The organism is Xanthovirga aplysinae, assembly GCF_009711365.1.
Lineage (GTDB): Bacteria > Bacteroidota > Bacteroidia > Cytophagales > Cyclobacteriaceae > Xanthovirga > Xanthovirga aplysinae.
On sequence record NZ_SMMB01000573.1, the window covers coordinates 1 to 2,442 of the forward strand.

Here is a 2,442-nt window from a genome sequence, read left to right on the forward strand (position 1 = left end):
AAAACAGACCTCAAATTCCTCCAACTTTAATTAGTGAATAATAAATAATTTTATTCGCTTCTTAAAGCGATAATTAAATTTCCGCAAATCAAATTAATAAACTCCCATATGACAAAAAATAAGGCCAGAAAGTCCAAATTTTAATAACCCATGCCTCAATCATTATAATAATAAAGTAAAAATAACATTTCTATTAGGAGTTTATTTTAACCTTTTATCAATTTAGTTAATAAATTTTATACCGACCTATCCGTAAAATTTATTACACTAATTATATTTTTTTTGTAAAAAATAATAGAACAAATAAATCTAAAATTTTGTAATATTTTTAAATAAGCTTAAATTATTATTATGTAACCACCTGATAATTAACAAGAAATGACACTGATCAAGTTAACCAACCTCGCCAATATCCAACCTGGTAAAATCCTGCAAGTCTCCACCGCTAAAGAAAAAATTATTCTTCTGGAGCATAAAGGAAAAATTAAATCTTATCAAGCGCATTGCCCTCACGAGGGTGGCCCCTTAGCAGAAGGCCACATAGAAAACGGACAGTTAGTCTGCCCACTACATCAATGGCAGTTTTCCTGCGCAAATGGAAAAAATTATCTTAATAAGGCCTGCTTAAAAGCTTTTCCCCTTATCATTAAGGAAGGCTCCGTATTTATTGAAGACCACCCCTTGGAGGAGTCTAAAATTAATGAAGAACATACCTCCACGGTAACCATTGAAGATTTACCTTCACCAAAAAAGTCTCTTCTTTTTGGGCATTTGCCCCAGTTTAAAGCAAAAAGTAAACATAAGGTCCTGGAACGTTGGGCAGAAGAAAGTGGGGAGGTTTATAAAATAAATCTTCTAGACAAAAAATTTGTCGTTTCCACTGATCCCAACCTAAATCATCAAGTTCTTAAACTCCGCCCGGATCAATTCCGAAGATTCTATAAGATTAGTGAGATCATGGAAGAAATGGGTATACTGGGGGTACTCAACACAGAGGGAGAAAGGTGGAAAAACCACAGAAAATTGACCTCGGAAGCCCTAAATCTAAAAAATGTGAAAGGCTTTTTCCCCACCATATCAAAAATTACCAATCGATTATTTAATAAATTAAAGAAACTGGAAGCTGGTCAAATTAAGGTAGATGTACAAAAAGAAATGATGCGTTACACGGTGGATATTACCACAGCCATTGCTTTTGGATATCCTATGAATACCTTAGACAAGGAAAAAGATGTTATTCAAAATCATTTGGAAAAAATTTTCCCAATGGTTAATAAACGCCTCACCTCCCCTTTGGCTTATTGGAGGCTCATCAAATTTAAACAGGACAAAGAACTAGACCTGGCTTTATTGGAAATTGAGAAAATCATCATGAAATTCATTTCTGATGCCAAGAACAGACTAAAACAGGAGCCTGAACTTAAAAACAAACCCACTAATTTTCTGGAGGCACTTCTGGTAGAGCAAGAACGGGAAGGTAATTTTTCCGACCTGGAAGTTTTTGGAAATGTTTTCACATTGTTGTTGGCTGGAGAAGATACCACATCTAATTCCATATCATGGGCTTTATATTATTTAGCACAAAATTCCGAAATCATAAAAAAAGTTAGAAAAGAATCCTTTGAAATTTTTCCTGAGCACGCTCACGCTATTAAATATGAGGATATCAATAAATTGAAATATACGGAAGCAGTAGCTATGGAAGCTATTCGATTAAAGCCCGTAACTCCCACCATGCATTATCAAGCTTTGGAGGATTTGAAAATCAATAATTTCTATTTTAAAAAAGGAACAACCATTATCCTTCAGAATAAAGTCCCACAAACACATGAAGATAATTTTATTCAGGCAAAGCATTTTATTCCGGAACGGTGGATCAACACAGGATGCCCGGTTCATGGAACTCATAAACCAGAAGTGATTAAGGCCTTTGGAGGAGGACCGCGATATTGCCCAGGCAAAAATCTGGCAATGCATGAAATGATAATGGCTCTTTCTATGATTTGTAAAAATTTCGATTTGGAATTTGCTGTAGATCCTGAGGAAGTACAAGAAGTACATGCCTTCACTATGTACCCTGATAATTTATGGATAAATTTTAAACCAATCCCTCCTTCACCTGCAAATTTGGAGATGACAGGGCATCAAAGGGGAACACGGCAATAGCTGTAATCCCCTTAAAAAATTTACATCCTCTTACGATCAACTAAAGGCCGTTCCTAATATTTGATTCCAACTCCTTTAGTTGCATAATAACCATTTTACGATCTTTGTATCCAATTTGTAATGTTGTTTCCACAAGAATTTCATTACTGCTAGTGCGGTATGCCAAATGCATTGAATCTTCTGCAAGTGGATAGATCAATAACTTCTGGCGAATAACAATTTCCACCTAAGATATGAATTGGGATGGAATTAATGGCTATTCATGTGAATGAAGAG

At 35.1% G+C, this 2,442-nt stretch carries 1 protein-coding gene; it reads left to right on the forward strand.

Annotated elements, in window-relative coordinates; translation table 11 throughout:
* The first annotated feature begins 378 nt into the window (after positions 1-378).
* The gene (locus E1171_RS02825) at positions 379-2,166 is read left to right on the forward strand and encodes a cytochrome P450 (RefSeq protein ID WP_155203877.1); all 1,788 of its coding nucleotides are present in this window, start codon (positions 379-381) and stop codon (positions 2,164-2,166) included.
* Positions 2,167-2,442 lie beyond the last annotated feature (276 nt).

Bases quoted from the DNA above. Each gene is read 5' to 3' on its own strand.
- E1171_RS02825 (WP_155203877.1), top strand. From the start codon at position 379: ATGACACTGATCAAGTTAACCAACCTCGCCAATATCCAACCTGGTAAA.